Raw genomic sequence first — 16313 nt, 5'->3', positions numbered from 1 at the left:
CTCAAATCAGAGTGTCTTGAACACGTCTGCCGCCACCCGCACGGTCTCGGCGATGTCGGCATCGGTGTGGGCCGCGCTCACAAAACCGGCTTCGTACAGTGCAGGCGCGATGTAGACACCGCCATCGAGCAAACCGTGGAACAGTTTGTTGAACTTGGGGCTGTCGCTGGTCATCACTTTGGCATAGTTTTGTGGCAGCTCGGGCAGCAGGAAAAAGCCGAACATGCCACCTTGGCAATCGCCCACAAAGGGCACACCCGCCGCAGCGGCAGCGCCCGTCAGCCCGTCCACGAGGCTTTTGGTGCGGGCGCCCAGGGCATCAAAAAAGCCGGGTTTGGCAATCTCGCGCAGCGTGGCCAGGCCACAGGCGGTGGCCACCGGGTTGCCGCTCAGGGTGCCGGCCTGGTAGACCGGGCCGGTGGGGGCCAGTTTGGACATGATCTCGCGCGGGCCACCAAAGGCCGCCAGTGGCATGCCGCCGCCGATCACTTTGCCCAGCACCGTCATGTCGGGCTTGAAGCCGGGGATGGCTTGGGCGTAGACGCTTTGCGCACTGCCCAGAGCCACGCGAAAACCCGACATCACTTCGTCAAACACCAGCAGTGCGCCGTATTCGCTGCACAGCTCGCGGCATCGTTTCATGAAGGGCACGCTGGCCCGCACAAAGTTCATGTTGCCCGCAATCGGCTCGATCATCACGCAGGCCAATTCTTGGCCGTGCAACTGGAAAGCCTCTTCGAGTTGCGCGATGTTGTTGTATTCCAGCACCAGGGTGTCGCGCACCACTTCGGGCGGAACGCCTGCGCTGGTGGGGTTGCCAAAGGTGGCCAGGCCCGAGCCGGCCTTGACCAGCAGGGCGTCGGCATGGCCGTGATAACAGCCTTCGAACTTGATGAACTTGCTGCGGCCCGTCGCGCCACGCGCCAGGCGCAGCGCGCTCATGCCTGCTTCGGTGCCCGAGCTGACCAGGCGCACCATCTCCATAGACGGCACGTGTTTCAGAATCTCTTCGGCCAGTTCGATTTCGCGCTCGGTGGGGGCGCCAAACGAAAAGCCGTCAAGCGCGGCTTTTTGCACCGCTTCGAGCACGGCCGGGTGGCCGTGGCCCAGGATCATCGGACCCCAGGAGCCGATGTAGTCGATGTATTTCTGGCCGTTGGAGTCCCAGAAATAAGCGCCTTGGGCACGCTGCACAAAGCGGGGGGTGCCCCCCACGGCGCGGAAGGCGCGCACAGGCGAGTTGACGCCACCGGGGATCACTTGGGCGGCGCGGTCAAAAAGGGTTTGGTTACGGTCGGTCATGCGGCTTGTCTCTGGCTTCAGTGTTTGGTTTCGTTGAATGGCACTTCAAAGTAATCGGCGCCGGGATGAACTTCGGGGCCTTCTTCGCCGTCGGTTTCTTCGCCTTCAGGCAGTGCCCAAAAAAGGCGGTCTGGAATGACCTGGCCCATACCGGGCCGAAAGCCCTCGTCCAGACAGCGGTCGAGGTAATGCAGAGCTTCGCTGGTGGCTTCGGGCAGGTCCATGCCGGTGGCCAGCAAAGCGGCGAGGGCCGCGGTCAGGGTGTCACCTGCGCCGGCAAACACCGCCTCGATGCGCTCAAACTTTTCGTGGGCCAAGACGGTTTCGGGCGAGGCCAAGGCGTTGTCAATGTGCTGGTCGGGCAAGGGCAGGCCGGTCACCAGGGTGTAGGGCACGCCCAACTCAGCGGCAGCTTTGGCGATGTCGCGCGGCCCGGGGTTGCGCTCGCCCGACCATTCGGGCAGCAGCCAGCGGCGCAGGGTGCTGTGGTGGCCGACCAGCACGCTGGTTTGCGGCAGCACCAATTCGCGAAAAGCGTCCTGATAAGCGTCGATCTTGTCGTCTTCCCACCAGGACAGGTTGGGCATGTAGGCCACCACCGGAACACCGTCGTAGTCGTCCGAGAGTTCAGCAATCACCGCCAGACTCTCCGGTGTGCCCACAAAGCCGACTTTGATGACCTGCACGGGCACGTCTTCGGCCACGGCGCGGGCCTGGTCGTGAACAGCTTCTTCGTCCAGGGGGTAAAAGTCGGTGATGCTGCTGGTGTCGCGCACATAAGCACCGGTACATACCGGCATGCAATGTGCCCCGACCGAAGCCATGGCGGTCGCGTCACAGCTCAGGCCTCCCGCGCCGCTGGGGTCGTTGGCATTGAAGGACAGGACGCAGGCCAAGCCCGCAGCGTCCTCGGCATCCAGCACGTCGGTCTCGGTTGGGAATTCGGGCTTGTGATCGGTCATGAAAGGCGAATGGCAGTGTGCTTCAGAAGGTCTTCAGCCGGGCACCGGGCTCGCCCGATACAATCAAATCATTCTATTCGACTCTCTGATTGCGACACTGTGATGGAACACAAAACCTGGATGTGCCTGATTTGCGGCTGGATCTATGACGAAGCTGCAGGCGACCCCGAGCACGGCATTGCCCCCGGCACCAAATGGGAGGATGTGCCCATGAACTGGACCTGCCCCGAATGCGCAGCCCGCAAGGAAGATTTCGAGATGGTCGCCATCTGATCAGTCCGCGCTTTTCTTGACCACCGCATACCGCGCCAGCGTTTTTTCCCGCGCTTCGGCGTGGTCGACGATGGGGGCCGGGTAGGTTTTGCCGATCACCACCCCCGCCGCTTGCAATTCCATGGGTTTGGCCAGCCAAGGCGCGTGCAACGCGGCCGTGGGCAAGGCCGCCAGCTCGGGCACATAGCGGCGAATGAATTTGCCTTCAGGGTCGAACTTTTCGCTTTGGCTGATCGGGTTGAAGATGCGAAAGTAAGGCTGCGCGTCGCACCCGCTGGAGCTGGCCCATTGCCAGCCGCCGTTGTTGGCCGACAGGTCAAAGTCGTTCAGGTGCGTGGCGAAGTACTTTTCGCCCCAGCGCCAGTCGATGCCCAGATCCTTCACCAAAAAGCTCGCCACCACCATGCGCAGGCGGTTGTGCATGTAGCCCGTCTGGTTGATCTGGCGCATGGCCGCGTCCACCAAGGGGTAGCCGGTGCGCGCTTCGCACCAGGCGTCAAACAGCTTGTGGGCGTGCGGGCCGTGCTCCCAGCGGATGGCGTCGTAGTCGGGTTTGAAGCTTTGGCCTTGGCCCACATGCGCAAAGTTGTGCAGCACCTGCACATAAAAGTCGCGCCAGATCAGCTCCGACAGCCACACACTCGCCCCCGTGCTGCCCGCCTGCATGCGGGCATGCGCCTCGCGGGCCAGCTGGCGGATCGACACGGTGCCAAAGCGCAAATGCACACTCAAATAACTGGGGCCTTTGACGGCCGGAAAGTTGCGCGTGTCTTCGTAATGGTCGATGCGGATCAAAAAGTCCTGCAGCAAGGCCTGCGCGCCCGACTCGCCTGTGGGGATTTTCAGGGCTTGTAAATTGGTGGGCTCAAAGCCGATGTCTGCCAGGCTGGGCACAGGGTGCGCCAGGTCATCGGGGCGTGGTGCCAGGCGTTGGTCCAGCGCTGCCACTTCAAAAGCCTGCAGGTCTTCGGGCGTGACTTTCTTCAGCCAGGCGTTTTTGTAGGGCGTGAACACGCTGAAAGGCTTGGCCGACTGGGTCAGCATTTCGTTGCGTTCAAAGACCACATGGTCCTTGAAGGTGTGCAGCACGATGCCGTGGTCGGCCAGGTGGCCACGCACCTGGATGTCGCGGGCCAGTGCCTGCGGCTCGTCGTCGTGGTTGGCAAACACGGCCTGCGCCTGCAGGTGCTGGGCCAGTTTGACGATTTTGTCCTTGGCCACGCCGTGACGCACGATCAGGCCAGCTTTGGGGTGGCCCGCCAGTTCGCGCAAGCGGGCATCGACCTCGACCAGCGACTCGCGGATGAATTCGACCCGCCGGTCAGCGCGGGGCAGGGCGTCGAGAATCTCGGTGTCAAAGACGAAGGCCACATGCACCCGTTGGCAGTGCTTCAGGGCCTGGTGCAGGGCGGCATGGTCACTCACGCGCAGGTCGCGCCGCAGCCAGACCAGGCCACAAGAAAAAGGGGTTTCCATCGGGGTATGCCGGGTTGGGTCAAACAATGCACCCTTGACCCCGTCCGCAGAGACAGGGCCGCTAAAATCGGTGCATGACCGCCGATTCTGCCTCGATTGACCTCAAGCATCATTTCCTGATCGCCATGCCCGGGTTGGAGGACGAGACATTTGCCCGCAGTGTCGTTTACATGTGCGAGCACAGCCCCCGTGGGGCCATGGGTCTGATCATCAACAAACCGGCCGACATCAGCATGCGTTTGCTGTTTGACAAGGTCGATTTGCCTCTGCGACGCGAAGACCTGGTGGAAAACCCGGTGGGCCATGGCGGCCCGGTTCAGACCGAGCGCGGTTTTGTGTTGCACGACCCCATGCGCATGGACAAGCCTGAACTGGATGGCGGCTCCATTTACGCCTCCACCCTCACTGTCCCCGGTGGGCTGGAGATGACCACGTCACGCGATGTGCTCGAAGCTCTTTCTTCGGGTGCGGGGCCACGCCGCGTGCTGGTCACTTTGGGTTATGCGGCCTGGGGCGAGGGGCAGCTGGAGTCCGAATTGAGCGAAAACACCTGGCTCACGGTGCCTGCCTCGGCCGATGTGGTGTTTGAGGTGCCCATGGCCGAGCGCTATGACCGCGCCCTGGACCTGTTGGGGCTCAAAAGCTGGATGCTCTCGCCAGACGCGGGGCACGCATGAGCAGCACCCCCGAGAACACCGTTCCCGCCAACCACCAGAGTTTTTTGGCCTTTGACTTTGGCCTCAAGCGCACTGGCGTGGCCGTGGGCAACCGGCTGATGAAGTCGGCCACGCCGCAAGGCACGATTGCCGCCGAGGGGGATGCCCGGTTTGAGCACATCGCCAAACGCATCCAAGAGTGGCAGCCCGACGCGCTGGTGATCGGTGTGCCCACCCACCCCGATGGCGGCGAGCACGAAAACACCCTGCGTGCCCGCAAGTTCGGTCGCCAGTTGCGCGGTCGCTTTGGCCTGGTGGTGTACGAGGTGGATGAGCGCTACACGACCACCGAAGCCCATTCTTATGGCGCCAAAGACGCCGATGCGGCGGCGGCGGCGATCATCCTGGACCAATTTTTAAGGAACATCCCATGAGCGCACTGGCCCTGAACGCCGAGGCCTTGTACCTGGAGCTGCTGCGCGGTGTGCGCAGCCTGTGCAGGGCCCACACCCGCCTGGTGGGCATCACCTCGGGCGGCGCCTGGCTGGCCGAGCGCCTGCAGCGTGAACTGGGCTTGCCCGGTGAGTCAGGTCAGGTGTCCTCGGTCATGCACCGCGACGACTTTGCCCAGCGCGGCCTGTCTGCAGGCGGCCAGACCAGTTTGCCTTTTGAGGTCGATGGGGCCGACATTCTGGTACTCGACGATGTGCTCTACACCGGCCGCACCATTCGCGCGGTGCTCAACGAAATCTTTGACTACGGCCGACCCGCCCGGGTGCAGTTGGCCGTTTTGGTGGACCGGGGTGGTCGCCAGCTGCCCATCCAGGCCGACTTTGCTGCCGCCCGCGTGGCCCTGCCGGAGACGCAATCGCTGGCGCTGGCGCGCGATGCGGCAGGCCGTTTCAGTTTTGAAGTGGAGAACAAAGCCTGATTGAGGTGAAAACAACATGCTCTACAAACGCAACAACCCCCAACTCAACAAAAACGGCGAGCTGATCCACCTGCTCTCCACCGAGGGCCTGTCCAAGGACATCCTGACGCACATCCTCGACACGGCGGCGAGCTTCGTCAGCGTGAGCGACCGCGAGGTGAAAAAGGTGCCCCTTTTGCGCGGCAAGAGCGTGTTCAACCTGTTTTTTGAAAACAGCACCCGCACCCGCACCACCTTCGACATCGCGGCCACCCGCCTGTCGGCCGATGTCTACACGCTCGACATTGCGCGTTCGTCGGCCAGCAAAGGCGAGTCGCTGCTTGACACCATCGCCAACCTGAGCGCCATGGCCGCCGACATCTTTGTGGTGCGCCACAGCGAATCGGGCGCGCCCTACCTGATTGCCCAGCATGTCGCGCCGCATGTGCACGTGGTCAACGCGGGTGACGGTCGCCACGCTCACCCCACCCAGGGCCTGCTGGACATGTACACCATCCGGCATTACAAGAAGGATTTTTCCAACCTGACCGTGGCCATCGTGGGCGACGTGCTGCATTCGCGCGTGGCGCGTTCTGACATCCACGCGCTCACCACCTTGGGCTGCGCCGAAGTGCGTGTGGTGGGCCCTAAAACCCTGGTGCCCGCCGACATGGCGCAAATGGGTGTGCGCGTGTTCAACAACCTCGAAGAAGGCATCAAGGGCTGTGATGTCGTGATCATGTTGCGCCTGCAAAACGAGCGCATGAGCGGTGCGCTGTTGCCTTCCAGCCAGGAATACTTCGAGAGCTTTGGCCTGACGCCCGAAAAACTCCAACTGGCCAAGCCGGATGCCATCGTCATGCACCCGGGGCCGATCAACCGGGGCGTGGAGATTGATTCCGCCGTGGTCGATGGGCAACAAAGCGTGATCCTGCCGCAAGTGACCTTCGGCATCGCCGTGCGCATGGCGGTGATGAGCATCGTGGCCGGCAATGAGGCGTGAGGACTGACACCATGAAACTACTCATCCAAAACGGCCGCTTGATTGACCCGGCCAGCGGCTTTGACCAAACCGCCGATCTGGCGATCGCTGCCGGTCGCATCGTGACCATCGGCCAAGCGCCCGCCGACTTCACACCCAACCGCGTGATCGACGCCGAGGGCAGCATAGTGGCCCCAGGCCTGGTGGACCTGGCGGCGCGCTTGCGCGAACCCGGCCAGGAGCACGCAGGCATGCTGGAGAGCGAAATGGCCGCCGCCGTGGCCGGAGGCGTGACCAGCCTGGTTTGCTCCCCCGACACCGATCCCGTGCTGGACGAACCCGGTCTGGTCGAAATGCTGCGCTACCGCGCCGAAAAACTGCACCAGGCCCGTGTGCTGCCGCTGGGTGCACTCACCCTGGGCCTGAAAGGCGATGTGCTGACCGAAATGGGCCAGCTCACTGCCGCGGGTTGTGTGGGTTTTTCTCAGGCCGAGGTGCCGATCCCCAGCACCCAGGTGCTGCAGCGCGCCTTGCAATACGCCAGCACCTTTGGCTTCACGGTCTGGCTGCGTCCACAAGAGCTGCACCTGGGCAAAGGCGTGGCCGCCAGCGGCGCTTTGGCCACACGCATGGGCCTGTCGGGCGTGTCGGTGGCGGCCGAAACCATTGCCCTGCACACGATTTTTGAGCTGGTGCGCAGCACGCGTGCCCGTGTGCACTTGTGCCGCATCAGCAGCGCCCAGGGTGTTGAGCTGATCCGCCAGGCCAAGGCCGAGGGCTTGCCGGTCACGGCCGACGTGAGCATCAACTCGCTGCACCTGACCGATGCCGACATGGGCTACTTCGACAGCCGCGCGCGCCTGGTGCCCGTGTTGCGCCAGCAGCGCGACCGCGATGCGCTGCGTGCAGGCCTGGCCGACGGCACGCTGGACGTGCTGGTGTCCGACCATACCCCGGTGGATGCCGACGCCAAGGCGCTGCCGTTTGCCGAAGCCGAACCAGGCGCCACAGGCATGGAACTGCTGTGGAGCCTGGCGCTCAAGTGGGGACAAGAGTCCGGGCTGCCTTTGTCGCAAGTGTTGTCGCGCATCACGGCCGACCCGGCCCGTGTGCTCGGGGCGACGCTGGGCAGCCTGCGGGACTCTGTCGGTCATCTGGCGGTGGGTGGTGTGGCCGATGTCTGTGTGCTGTCGATCGAGGGCCATTGGCTGGTGACGGAAGATTCGCTGCGCAGCCAAGGCAAGAGCACGCCGTTTTCCGGCTACGAGCTGCCTGGTCGCGTGTTGGCCACTGTGGTTGGCGGGCATGTGGCGTTCGAGGCTTGAGGGGTGTTGCGCCATGTGGTCACCCGAGCGGGCGCTGTCAGGCCCGAGCGGATCAGGCGTTGAGGATGCCTTGTTCCAAGCTGTGGATGACCAGGGCATGAGTGCGTGATGCGGACCTTGCGTGCGATTTGGAAGTTGCTGCGTGGTCTATGGCACGTGTTGGTCGGCATGTGGACGATTTATGTCCGCTTTCCCCAGTTCAACGCCGAGCAGCGTGAAATGCGTGTGCAGGCGTGGGCACTGCAGTTTCTCGCTTTGTGGGACATTCACCTCAAGGTGCTGGGGCAGCCTGTGTCCAACGGCCCGGCCTTGATCGTGGCCAACCACATTTCCTGGTTGGACATTTCGGTCATCCATGCGGCCCGGCATTGCCGTTTTGTGTCCAAATCCGACATCCGCGACTGGCCTTTGGTGGGCATGCTCGCCACGGGGGCGGGCACGCTCTACATCGAACGCACCAGCCGAAAAGATGCCTTGCGCATGGTCAAGGACATGGCCGATGCCATGAAGAACGGCGATGTGGTGGCGGTTTTCCCGGAAGGCACAACCAGTGATGGGCGTGATGTGTTGCCTTTCCATGCCAACCTGATCCAGTCGGCCATTCAGGCCGAAGCCCCGGTTCAACCCATGTCCCTTCAGTTTCTGGATGCGCGCAGTGGCGAGCCGAGTTTTGCGCCTTGTTATATTGGCGATGACACCTTGCTGGGGTCGATCTGGCGTACCCTGACAGCACCAAGGATCACGGCGGTGGTTCGTTTCGGTGACTTGCAATGGGCCCAAGGTCGCGACCGCCGTGCATGGTCCCATGATTTGCGTGAAGAGATAATCCGGCTGAGGGATGCGCGGCATTGAAGGCCCTGTGAAGGACGGGTTTAGGCCATCGAGGAGGACAACCATGAAAGCCAGAATTTGCGCGATGAATCCGGGTCTGACGGTTTTGCTGTGGGCGTGCGCTGCGCAGCTGATGGCGGCTGAGGTTTACCCCACCGTGCGGGTGCGGGATATCCCGGAAGGCCTGAAGATGGTTTGGCGACAAACCAAGCCGGAGATGACGGCCAACAGCCGCTGTGCGGCTGCTTTTGACAACCACAGTGACATTGAAAAAATGAGCTTGCAGTGTTCTGTGCACATCAAAATGGCGGCGGAGGGTGCTCGCCGGGCCATGCGCTACTGCGAAGAAAAGCGGCAAGAGCTCAAAATCAAGGAGCCTTGCCGTCTGGTTGTCGAGTGAGCTCATCAGCTGACTTGAGACCACCTGTCTGCGCTGCACAGGTGCCTACTTGTCCGCTGAACACTCAACAAACGCGTCGGGCGATTTTCTGAATGGGTGAGGTGGGATCAATGTCCAGCCATTCGTGCAACATGCCCTGGCGGCTGACCACTTGGCCTGTGAGCATCGGACCGGTGTAATACGTCAAATGCAGCACCCGCGCCATCTTCAATTTGCAATTGAGCTGAATTTGTGAGTGGATCGACAAGTAAGGCTTGCCATCGCCTGTGCTTTGCGGTTTTTTGTAATCCAGGGCGCTCCACACTTTTTTCCGGCCGTCTTCTTCGGTGATGGACTTCGGGTCGATGTAGAACAAGCCTTGGTCGTTGAGCATGACCGCTTCCCATTTGGGGCTGGCTTGCGTGCCAAGGCACATGCAGCAGGCCAAGGTGGCGAGGGCACGAACAAAGTGGCTGGGCAGTTTCATGGCCGATCCGCCCGGTCAGGTTCTGCGGTTCAGCAACTGTGATGCCAACACCACCATGGCTTGGCGATGGGCATTGTCAGGCAGCTGCATGGCCGCATCGATGGCGCGCTGTGCCTCGGAGGCCGCTGCGTTGCGTGTGGCTTCCAGTGCGCCGGTTTCGCGCACGATGGCCACGATGTCGGCCAAGCGCTCTACGCTGCCCGTCTCGATCGCTTCGCGCACGGTTTGTCTTTGGCTGTCGCTACCCAGTTGCATGGCCAAAATCAAAGGCAATGTCGCCTTGCCTTCGCGCAGGTCATCTCCCAGGTTTTTGCCCATTTCGGCGGTGTTGCCGTCGTAATCCAGCACATCGTCGATCACTTGGAATGCCGTGCCCAAAGCCTGGCCGTACTGGGCGCAAGCGGCCTCGGTGGCGGCGGGGCTGCCCGCCAGGATGGCCCCAAGGCGTGCGCTGGCTTCAAACAGTTTCGCCGTTTTGGACCGGATCACGCGCAAATAGCCTTCTTCGTCGAGCGAGGCGTCGTGCATGTTCATCAATTGCAGCACTTCGCCTTCGGCGATCACATTGGTGGCGTCGGCCAGGGTTTGCATCACCCGCATGCTGTCCGCGTCCACCATCATCTGGAAGGCGCGGGAATACAAAAAATCGCCCACCAGCACACTGGCTGGGTTGCCGAAGTTTTCGTTGGCCGTGGGCCTGCCCCGGCGCAGGGTCGATTCGTCCACCACGTCATCGTGCAGCAGGGTGGCGGTGTGGATGAATTCGACGACAGCGGCCAGATTGTGGCGCTGGCTACCGGAGTAATCCAAGGCACCGCAAGTCAAGAGCAAGAGCACCGGACGCAGGCGTTTGCCACCAGCCGAAATGATGTAGCGCGCCACCTCACCCACCAAAGGCACGCCTGAGTCGAGTCGTTGGGCGATCACCCGATCGACTTCGGCCATGTCGGGGGCCACCAGTTCAAGGACGGCGGCTGTGCTGTGTTCTGAGGCAGACAAATGGAGTTTCCGGCTGGGTGTCCCGGCATGACCGGGGCGGCGAGGGCGGTGAACGGTGAGGTTTTATGACTATACGCATTATAGGGACCGCACTGCGCGGTTCCGCTCCTCCGAGGCCTGTGGCTGCCAGAACATTTGCCTGGCAAGGCGGTCTCGTGCTAAAATCGGCGGTTCCTTGGGGATTAGCCCTTGGAAACTTCCATTCAAAGAGGTCAAATATGTACGCGGTCATAAAAACCGGTGGCAAACAGTATCGTGTTGTCGCTGGCGAAAAAATTAAAGTAGAACAGATTGCTGCGGACGTTGGCCAGGAAATCGTGATCGATCAAGTTCTCGCAGTCGGCAACGGCGCAGACCTGAAAATCGGCACGCCCCTGGTGTCCGGCGCCACAGTCAAAGCCACTGTGGTGGCTCATGGCAAGCACGACAAAGTGCACATCTTCAAGATGCGCCGTCGCAAGCACTATCAGAAACGTCAGGGTCACCGTCAGCAGTTCACCGAACTGCAAATCGGTGCAATCGCTGCCTGAGGAGAATAGGTCATGGCACAGAAAAAAGGCGGCGGCTCTACGCGCAACGGTCGTGATTCCAAGCCAAAAATGCTCGGCGTCAAGGCTTTCGGTGGTGAACTGATCAGCGCTGGCTCGATCATCGTTCGTCAACGTGGCACCAAATTCCATGCTGGCAACAATGTCGGCATCGGCAAAGACCACACTTTGTTTGCCCTGGTCGACGGCCACGTGTCGTTCTCCACCAAAGGTGAGCTCAGCAAGCACATGGTCAACGTGACACCGGCTGTTTAAGCCTGTCTCGCCCATGGCAAAGAGGAGCCCCGCAAGCCGGGGCTTTTCGCATTCTGGACCGCTGATCTTTTGACAGTGATCCCCAAGCTACACTGGAAATCTCATGAAGTTCGTTGACGAAGCCTATATTGACATCGCCGCAGGTGACGGCGGGAACGGCTGCGTCTCGTTCCGCCATGAAAAGTACAAAGAATTCGGTGGCCCCAATGGGGGCGATGGCGGTCGGGGCGGCCATGTGTACGCCTATGCCGACATCAACCTGAACACCCTGGTCGACTACCGCTATTCACGCCGCCACGAGGCCAAACGCGGTCAGCATGGCATGGGTTCTGACATGTTTGGTGCAGCGGGTGACGACGTCATCCTCAAAATGCCCGTGGGCACCATCATCAGCGACGCCGAAACCGGCGAAGTGCTCTACGAATTGCTGGTGCCCGGTGAAACCATCATGATCGCCAAGGGTGGTGACGGTGGTTTTGGCAACATGCGCTTCAAAAGCGCGATCAACCGCGCCCCGCGCCAAAAAACACCCGGCTGGCTCGGTGAAAAGAAAGAGCTCAAGCTGGAGCTGAAGGTGCTGGCCGACGTGGGGCTGCTGGGCATGCCCAATGCAGGCAAATCCACCTTCATTGCGGCCGTGTCGAACGCCCGCCCCAAAATTGCCGATTACCCCTTCACCACCTTGCACCCCAACCTGGGTGTGGTGCGCGTGGGCCCGGAGCAAAGCTTTGTGGTGGCCGATGTGCCGGGCTTGATCGAGGGCGCCTCTGAGGGCGCAGGTCTGGGGCACTTGTTCCTGCGCCATTTGCAGCGCACGCGCTTGCTGCTGCATGTGGTCGACTTTGCCCCGTTCGACGAGAACGTCGACCCGGTGCAACAAGCCAAAGCCATCGTGGCCGAGCTCAAAAAATACGATGCCAAGCTCTATGACAAGCCGCGCTGGCTGGTGCTCAACAAGCTGGACATGGTGCCTGCTGATGAGCGCGAAGCCCGCGTCAAGGACTTCATCAAGCGCATGCGCTACAAAGGCCCGGTTTTCCAGATCTCGGCCCTGACCCGCGAAGGCTGCGAACCGCTGATCAAAGAGATTTACAAGCACATCCGGGCTCAGCAAATCATCGAGCAGGGCGTGGTGGACATCGACCCCCGCTTCAAGGAGCAGGACAAGCCGCAAGAGCCCGATGCCGATGACCCGCGTTTCAAGCCACTGCCCTCTGATCTCGATTGATTGGCGGCCTGCGCCCAAGATCCTTTGCCTCTCACGTCCAGCACCCCCCGAAGCATGACCTCTGCCGCCGTTTCCACCCTCTTGCGCGATGCGCGCCGCATTGTCGTCAAAGTGGGCTCCAGCCTGGTGACCAACGAGGGACGCGGTCTGGACGAAGGTGCGATTGGCGAATGGTGCCGCCAAATGGCGTTGCTCAGTGCCCAGGGCAAGGAAGTGGTCATGGTCTCCAGCGGCGCGATCGCCGAAGGCATGAAGCGCCTGGGCTGGACCACCCGCCCGAGCGAAGTGCCGGCCCTGCAGGCAGCCGCTGCCGTGGGCCAGATGGGCTTGGCGCAGATGTACGAAACCAAACTGCGAGAAAACGGCATGGGCAGCGCCCAGGTGCTGCTCACCCACGCCGACCTGGCCGACCGCGAGCGTTACCTCAACGCCCGCTCGACCTTGCTCACCCTTTTGCAGCACCGCGTGCTCCCGGTCATCAACGAAAACGACACGGTGGTCAACGACGAGATCAAGTTTGGCGACAACGACACCTTGGGCGCTTTGGTGGCCAACCTGATCGAAGCCGACTTGCTGGTCATCCTGACCGATCAAAAAGGGCTGTACACCGCCGATCCGCGCAAAGACCCCTCGGCCACTTTTGTCCATGAAGCCCGTGCCGGTGATCCGGCGCTGGAAGCCATGGCGGGTGGTGCGGGCTCCAGCATCGGCAAGGGCGGCATGATCACCAAAATCCTGGCTGCCAAGCGGGCTGCGGGTTCGGGCGCGTCCACCGTGATCGCCTGGGGGCGCGAGCCCGACGCCCTGCTGCGCCTGGCGCAGGGCGACAACATGGGCACTTTGCTGGTGGCGCAAACGGCCAAGCAGCAGGCCCGCAAACAGTGGATGGCCGACCACCTGCAGCTGCGCGGCTCAGTCACAGTGGATGCGGGTGCAGCCCACAAAGTGCTGACCGAAGGCAAAAGCCTGTTGCCCATTGGCATGACGGGCGTGGCCGGTGATTTTTCACGCGGCGATGTGATCGCGATCCGGGATGAACAAGGTGCCGAAATCGCCCGGGGCCTGGCCAACTACGCCAGTGCCGAGGCCCGTTTGCTGTGCCGAAAGCCTTCACACGAGTACGAGACTTTGCTGGGCTACACCGCCGAGCCCGAGATGGTGCACCGCGACAACCTGATCCTGAGCCGCTGACAACGCAGGTGCTGCCGGGTGCGGCCGCCTGAGGTGTCAGCCTTGCGGATTGGGGTCGAAGCTGGCCCCAGGCGGTAACTCCATGTGCATGGGGGGCTGCATGTCGGGTCGCTGACCTTCTGGTTCGCTGCCTTCTCGAGGCGAGCGGTGGCCACTGCGCAAATAGCGGTTTTGGCGGTCCTGGCGCGGCAGAAAGCGCGCCAACTCGGTCAGCGCCATCTCGTAGACACCGCGCTTGAACTCCACCACCACATCCAGCGGGACCCAGTAATCGTTCCAACGCCAGGCGTCGAACTCAGGGTGGTCGGTGGCGCGCAGGTTCAGATGGTGGTCGTGGGTGACCAACTGCAGCAGGTACCAGATTTGTTTCTGGCCCTTGTAAAAACCGCGTGCATCCCTGCGGATGAAGCGGTCTGGCACCTCATAGCGCAACCAGTCACGGGTCCGGGCCACGATGCGCACATGCTCCGGGTGGAGCCCCACTTCTTCATGGAGTTCGCGGAACATGGCCTGTTCAGGGCTTTCGCCCCGGTCAATGCCACCCTGCGGAAACTGCCAGCTGTGGGTGCGGATGCGCTTGCCCCAGAAAACCTGGTTTTTCTGGTTGAGCAGAATGATGCCGACGTTCGGCCTAAAGCCTTCACGGTCAAGCATAATCAACCTCAAATTTTTAAATTGTGTCCATTATGCACGGCGCACTGCCGCTTGCTCTTGGATGTTTCCCTGATGCCCTTGTCAAGTTAGTCCGTTGCGATGAAAGCCTCCCAGTTCCTCATTTCCACCCTCAAAGAAGCCCCCGCCGATGCCGAGGTGGTCAGCCACAAACTGATGACCCGGGCGGGCCTGATCAAGAAACTGGGCGCGGGTATTTACAACTACATGCCCATGGGCCTGCGGGTCATCCGCAAGGTGGAAGCCATCGTGCGCGAAGAGATGAACCGCGCAGGGGCCATCGAGATGACCATGCCCGTGGTCCAGCCGGCCGAACTGTGGCAGGAAACGGGTCGTTTTGACAAGATGGGCCCAGAGCTCTTGCGCATCAAGGACCGCCACGGCCGCGACTTTGTCATCCAGCCCACCAGCGAAGAGGTGGTGACCGATGTGGTGCGCCAGGAAGTGCGCAGCTACAAACAGCTGCCCAAAAACTTTTACCAGATCCAGACCAAATTCCGCGACGAGCGCCGCCCCCGCTTTGGCCTGATGCGCGGGCGTGAATTCACCATGAAAGACGCCTACAGCTTTGACCGCGACATGGCCAGCGCCAAGGCCAGCTACCAGGTCATGGCCGGGGCCTACCGCAAGATTTTCGACCGTTTTGGTTTGACCTACCGCGCTGTCGCCGCCGACAGCGGCGCCATCGGGGGGGACTTGAGTGAAGAATTCCAGGTGATCGCCGCCACGGGTGAAGACGCCATCGTCTATTGCCCCACCAGCAACTACGCCGCCAACATGGAAAAGGCCGAGGCCCTGGCCCCGAGCCAGCCCCGCGCTGCAGCCACACAGGCCCTGACCAAAACCCCCACGCCCGGCAAGAGCACCTGCGAAGACGTTGCCGCCTTGCTGAACGTGCCCCTGTCCACCACCGTCAAGTCACTGGTGCTGGCCACCGACGCCCTGAACGAGCAGGGTGAGATCGTCAAATCGCAAGTCTGGCTTTTGCTGCTGCGCGGCGACCACGACATGAACGAAGTCAAGGTCTGTAAGTTGCCCGGCATGGAAGGCGGCTTCCGCTTTGCCACCTTGGCCGAAATCGAAGACCACTTCGGTTGCAAGCCGGGTTACCTTGGCCCGCTGAACCTGAAGAAGCCTGTGCACCTGGTGGCCGACCGCGAGGTCGCGGTGATGGCCGACTGGATTTGCGGCGCCAATGAGCCAGACTTCCACATCACCGGCGTCAACTGGGGCCGCGACCTGCCCGAGCCCGCTTTGGTGGCCGACATCCGCAACGTGGTGGCGGGCGACCAATCGCCCGACGGCCAAGGCGAGCTGGCCATTGAGCGCGGCATCGAAGTGGGCCATGTGTTCTATTTGGGCACCAAATATTCCAAGGCCATGAACGCCACGTTTCTGGACGAAACCGGCAAACCACAATTTCTGGAAATGGGCTGCTATGGCATTGGCATCACACGCTTGCCCGCCGCCGCCATCGAGCAAAACCACGACGAGCGCGGCATCATCTGGCCCGACGCGATTGCACCGTTCACCGTGGTGGTCTGCCCCATCGGCATGGACCGCAGCGAAGCCGTCAAGCTTGAAGCCGAGCGGATTTACGCCGCCTTGCTGGCCGAGGGTGTGGACGTGATCCTGGACGACCGTGGCGAGCGCCCGGGTGCCATGTTTGCCGACTGGGAATTGATCGGTGTGCCGCACCGCGTCACCATCGGCGACAAAGGCCTCAAGGATGGCCTGGTCGAATACCAGCACCGCCGCGATGCCGAAGCCAGCAAGGTGGCGGTATCGGACATCCTGGCGCATATCCGCTCTCGCATGACAGTCTGATGCGTTCGGG

General features: G+C 61.9%; 19 protein-coding genes. 13 read left to right on the top strand and 6 right to left on the bottom strand.

The annotated features are described in order from the left end of the window. Positions 1 to 6 precede the first annotated feature (6 nt). Positions 7 to 1302 carry a glutamate-1-semialdehyde 2,1-aminomutase gene (hemL, locus tag B9Z34_RS05295; protein WP_108427061.1) on the bottom strand — a complete coding sequence of 432 codons (1296 nt, stop codon included), beginning with the start codon at positions 1300 to 1302 and terminating at the stop codon, positions 7 to 9. A 17-nt stretch (positions 1303 to 1319) separates the two neighbouring features. Further along, a complete protein-coding gene (locus B9Z34_RS05290) occupies positions 1320 to 2264 on the bottom strand; it encodes a bifunctional hydroxymethylpyrimidine kinase/phosphomethylpyrimidine kinase (protein ID WP_108427060.1) in 945 nt (314 codons plus the stop codon). Positions 2265 to 2366: 102 nt separating this feature from the next. On the opposite strand from B9Z34_RS05290, the gene B9Z34_RS05285 reads away from it, so the two are divergent. Then, a complete protein-coding gene (locus B9Z34_RS05285) occupies positions 2367 to 2537 on the top strand; it encodes a rubredoxin (protein WP_090045047.1) in 171 nt (56 codons plus the stop codon). Here the strand turns inward: B9Z34_RS05285 and B9Z34_RS05280 are convergent, their stop codons facing one another. Then, the gene (locus B9Z34_RS05280) at positions 2538 to 4013 is read right to left on the bottom strand and encodes a deoxyribodipyrimidine photo-lyase (protein WP_108427059.1); all 1476 of its coding nucleotides are present in this window, start codon (positions 4011 to 4013) and stop codon (positions 2538 to 2540) included. It abuts the gene before it with no gap. A 74-nt stretch (positions 4014 to 4087) separates the two neighbouring features. Here B9Z34_RS05280 and B9Z34_RS05275 point away from each other — a divergent pair, with 74 nt between their 5' ends. The 7 genes from B9Z34_RS05275 (at position 4088) to B9Z34_RS05245 (ending at position 9117) form a co-directional block, all read left to right on the top strand. After that, positions 4088 to 4690: a YqgE/AlgH family protein gene (locus B9Z34_RS05275; RefSeq protein WP_108427058.1), complete on the top strand. Its 603-nt coding sequence runs from the start codon at positions 4088 to 4090 to the stop codon at positions 4688 to 4690. Next, positions 4687 to 5103 (top strand): Holliday junction resolvase RuvX, encoded by a 417-nt coding sequence (gene ruvX / locus B9Z34_RS05270; RefSeq protein WP_108427057.1) that lies wholly within the window; start codon positions 4687 to 4689, stop codon positions 5101 to 5103. Before B9Z34_RS05275 ends, ruvX begins: the two co-directional genes overlap by 4 nt. Continuing rightward, positions 5100 to 5600: a bifunctional pyr operon transcriptional regulator/uracil phosphoribosyltransferase PyrR gene (pyrR, locus tag B9Z34_RS05265; protein WP_108427056.1), complete on the top strand. Its 501-nt coding sequence runs from the start codon at positions 5100 to 5102 to the stop codon at positions 5598 to 5600. Before ruvX ends, pyrR begins: the two co-directional genes overlap by 4 nt. Positions 5601 to 5616: 16 nt before the next feature. Continuing rightward, entirely contained in the window at positions 5617 to 6582 is a 966-nt protein-coding gene (locus B9Z34_RS05260; protein ID WP_108427055.1) for an aspartate carbamoyltransferase catalytic subunit, read from the top strand. Between the two features lie 11 nt (positions 6583 to 6593). Further along, positions 6594 to 7886, top strand: a complete 1293-nt coding sequence (locus B9Z34_RS05255; RefSeq protein ID WP_108427054.1) for a dihydroorotase — start codon at positions 6594 to 6596, stop codon at positions 7884 to 7886. A gap of 108 nt (positions 7887 to 7994) precedes the next feature. Next, complete coding sequence (locus B9Z34_RS05250; RefSeq protein ID WP_108427053.1) at positions 7995 to 8738, top strand: lysophospholipid acyltransferase family protein; 744 nt, start codon at positions 7995 to 7997, stop codon at positions 8736 to 8738. 43 nt (positions 8739 to 8781) lie between these two features. Beyond that, the gene (locus B9Z34_RS05245; RefSeq protein WP_146179620.1) at positions 8782 to 9117 is read left to right on the top strand and encodes a hypothetical protein; all 336 of its coding nucleotides are present in this window, start codon (positions 8782 to 8784) and stop codon (positions 9115 to 9117) included. Positions 9118 to 9181: 64 nt separating this feature from the next. Here B9Z34_RS05245 and B9Z34_RS05240 read toward each other — a convergent pair whose 3' ends face one another. Further along, a complete protein-coding gene (locus tag B9Z34_RS05240; protein WP_108427051.1) occupies positions 9182 to 9583 on the bottom strand; it encodes a surface-adhesin E family protein in 402 nt (133 codons plus the stop codon). A 15-nt stretch (positions 9584 to 9598) separates the two neighbouring features. Further along, complete coding sequence (locus B9Z34_RS05235; protein ID WP_108427050.1) at positions 9599 to 10582, bottom strand: polyprenyl synthetase family protein; 984 nt, start codon at positions 10580 to 10582, stop codon at positions 9599 to 9601. A 218-nt stretch (positions 10583 to 10800) separates the two neighbouring features. On the opposite strand from B9Z34_RS05235, the gene rplU reads away from it, so the two are divergent. From rplU to proB, 4 genes are all read left to right on the top strand, one after another. Next, on the top strand, positions 10801 to 11112 hold the full coding sequence (gene rplU, locus B9Z34_RS05230) for a 50S ribosomal protein L21 (RefSeq protein ID WP_053171757.1): 312 nt from the start codon (positions 10801 to 10803) through the stop codon (positions 11110 to 11112). Positions 11113 to 11124: 12 nt separating this feature from the next. Continuing rightward, on the top strand, positions 11125 to 11385 hold the full coding sequence (gene rpmA / locus B9Z34_RS05225) for a 50S ribosomal protein L27 (protein WP_019430604.1): 261 nt from the start codon (positions 11125 to 11127) through the stop codon (positions 11383 to 11385). A gap of 103 nt (positions 11386 to 11488) precedes the next feature. After that, positions 11489 to 12613: an Obg family GTPase CgtA gene (cgtA, locus tag B9Z34_RS05220; RefSeq protein WP_108427049.1), complete on the top strand. Its 1125-nt coding sequence runs from the start codon at positions 11489 to 11491 to the stop codon at positions 12611 to 12613. Between the two features lie 54 nt (positions 12614 to 12667). After that, positions 12668 to 13804 (top strand): glutamate 5-kinase, encoded by a 1137-nt coding sequence (proB, locus tag B9Z34_RS05215; protein WP_108427048.1) that lies wholly within the window; start codon positions 12668 to 12670, stop codon positions 13802 to 13804. A gap of 36 nt (positions 13805 to 13840) precedes the next feature. Here the strand turns inward: proB and B9Z34_RS05210 are convergent, their stop codons facing one another. After that, positions 13841 to 14458 carry an RNA pyrophosphohydrolase gene (locus tag B9Z34_RS05210; protein WP_108427047.1) on the bottom strand — a complete coding sequence of 206 codons (618 nt, stop codon included), beginning with the start codon at positions 14456 to 14458 and terminating at the stop codon, positions 13841 to 13843. 99 nt (positions 14459 to 14557) lie between these two features. Here B9Z34_RS05210 and B9Z34_RS05205 point away from each other — a divergent pair, with 99 nt between their 5' ends. Then, a complete protein-coding gene (locus tag B9Z34_RS05205) occupies positions 14558 to 16303 on the top strand; it encodes a proline--tRNA ligase (RefSeq protein ID WP_108427046.1) in 1746 nt (581 codons plus the stop codon). Positions 16304 to 16313 lie beyond the last annotated feature (10 nt).

It is taken from the genome of Limnohabitans sp. Hippo3 (assembly GCF_003063665.1).
In the GTDB taxonomy this organism is placed as follows: domain Bacteria; phylum Pseudomonadota; class Gammaproteobacteria; order Burkholderiales; family Burkholderiaceae_C; genus Limnohabitans_A.
This window is presented reverse-complemented; position numbering and strand designations above follow the sequence as displayed.

Bases quoted from the DNA above. Each gene is read 5' to 3' on its own strand.
- hemL (WP_108427061.1), bottom strand. From the start codon at position 1,302: ATGACCGACCGTAACCAAACCCTTTTTGACCGCGCCGCCCAAGTGATC.
- B9Z34_RS05290 (WP_108427060.1), bottom strand. From the start codon at position 2,264: ATGACCGATCACAAGCCCGAATTCCCAACCGAGACCGACGTGCTGGAT.
- B9Z34_RS05285 (WP_090045047.1), top strand. From the start codon at position 2,367: ATGGAACACAAAACCTGGATGTGCCTGATTTGCGGCTGGATCTATGAC.
- B9Z34_RS05280 (WP_108427059.1), bottom strand. From the start codon at position 4,013: ATGGAAACCCCTTTTTCTTGTGGCCTGGTCTGGCTGCGGCGCGACCTG.
- B9Z34_RS05275 (WP_108427058.1), top strand. From the start codon at position 4,088: ATGACCGCCGATTCTGCCTCGATTGACCTCAAGCATCATTTCCTGATC.
- ruvX (WP_108427057.1), top strand. From the start codon at position 4,687: ATGAGCAGCACCCCCGAGAACACCGTTCCCGCCAACCACCAGAGTTTT.
- pyrR (WP_108427056.1), top strand. From the start codon at position 5,100: ATGAGCGCACTGGCCCTGAACGCCGAGGCCTTGTACCTGGAGCTGCTG.
- B9Z34_RS05260 (WP_108427055.1), top strand. From the start codon at position 5,617: ATGCTCTACAAACGCAACAACCCCCAACTCAACAAAAACGGCGAGCTG.
- B9Z34_RS05255 (WP_108427054.1), top strand. From the start codon at position 6,594: ATGAAACTACTCATCCAAAACGGCCGCTTGATTGACCCGGCCAGCGGC.
- B9Z34_RS05250 (WP_108427053.1), top strand. From the start codon at position 7,995: ATGCGGACCTTGCGTGCGATTTGGAAGTTGCTGCGTGGTCTATGGCAC.
- B9Z34_RS05245 (WP_146179620.1), top strand. From the start codon at position 8,782: ATGAAAGCCAGAATTTGCGCGATGAATCCGGGTCTGACGGTTTTGCTG.
- B9Z34_RS05240 (WP_108427051.1), bottom strand. From the start codon at position 9,583: ATGAAACTGCCCAGCCACTTTGTTCGTGCCCTCGCCACCTTGGCCTGC.
- rplU (WP_053171757.1), top strand. From the start codon at position 10,801: ATGTACGCGGTCATAAAAACCGGTGGCAAACAGTATCGTGTTGTCGCT.
- rpmA (WP_019430604.1), top strand. From the start codon at position 11,125: ATGGCACAGAAAAAAGGCGGCGGCTCTACGCGCAACGGTCGTGATTCC.
- cgtA (WP_108427049.1), top strand. From the start codon at position 11,489: ATGAAGTTCGTTGACGAAGCCTATATTGACATCGCCGCAGGTGACGGC.
- proB (WP_108427048.1), top strand. From the start codon at position 12,668: ATGACCTCTGCCGCCGTTTCCACCCTCTTGCGCGATGCGCGCCGCATT.
- B9Z34_RS05210 (WP_108427047.1), bottom strand. From the start codon at position 14,458: ATGCTTGACCGTGAAGGCTTTAGGCCGAACGTCGGCATCATTCTGCTC.
- B9Z34_RS05205 (WP_108427046.1), top strand. From the start codon at position 14,558: ATGAAAGCCTCCCAGTTCCTCATTTCCACCCTCAAAGAAGCCCCCGCC.